Source organism: Gilvimarinus gilvus (assembly GCF_030518155.1).
GTDB lineage: Bacteria > Pseudomonadota > Gammaproteobacteria > Pseudomonadales > Cellvibrionaceae > Gilvimarinus > Gilvimarinus gilvus.
Window position 1 is genome coordinate 1 of the sequence record NZ_JAULRU010000830.1, and the last position, 418, is coordinate 418.

1 protein-coding gene is annotated in these 418 nt (G+C 62.4%); it reads right to left on the bottom strand.

Features of this window, described 5'->3' with window-relative positions; genetic code table 11:
* The coding region (locus tag QWI17_RS23055; RefSeq protein ID WP_302724894.1) for an efflux RND transporter permease subunit at nucleotides 1-418 on the bottom strand (418 nt) is incomplete at both ends.

A 418-nucleotide genomic window follows, 5' to 3' on the forward strand; every position in this document is an offset into this window, starting at 1 on the left:
ACCCAAGGCGATGGACAGGGTGTTGTTGATGTCGGCAATGGTCACGCCCAGGGCGCTGGCACGCTCGTCATCGATGGTCAGCTGGTACTGCGGCTCGTCGTTCAGGCCGTTCGGGCGTACGCCACTGAGCACTTTGCTCTGCGACGCCTTGGCCAGGAACTCGTTGCGCGCTTCCATCAGTTTGGCATGGCCGACACCACCGCGGTCCTGCAGGAACACGTCGAAACCGGTGGCGTTACCCAGTTCCAGCACCGCCGGTGGGGCAAACGCGAACACCATGGCATCGCGGAAGGTGAAGAAGTGCTGCTGGGCGCGTTGCGCCAAGGCGAACACGCTGTTTTCCTGGGACCGTTCACCCCATGGCTTGAGCATGATGAATGCCATGCCCGAGCTTTGGCCACGGCCGGCGAAGTTGAAG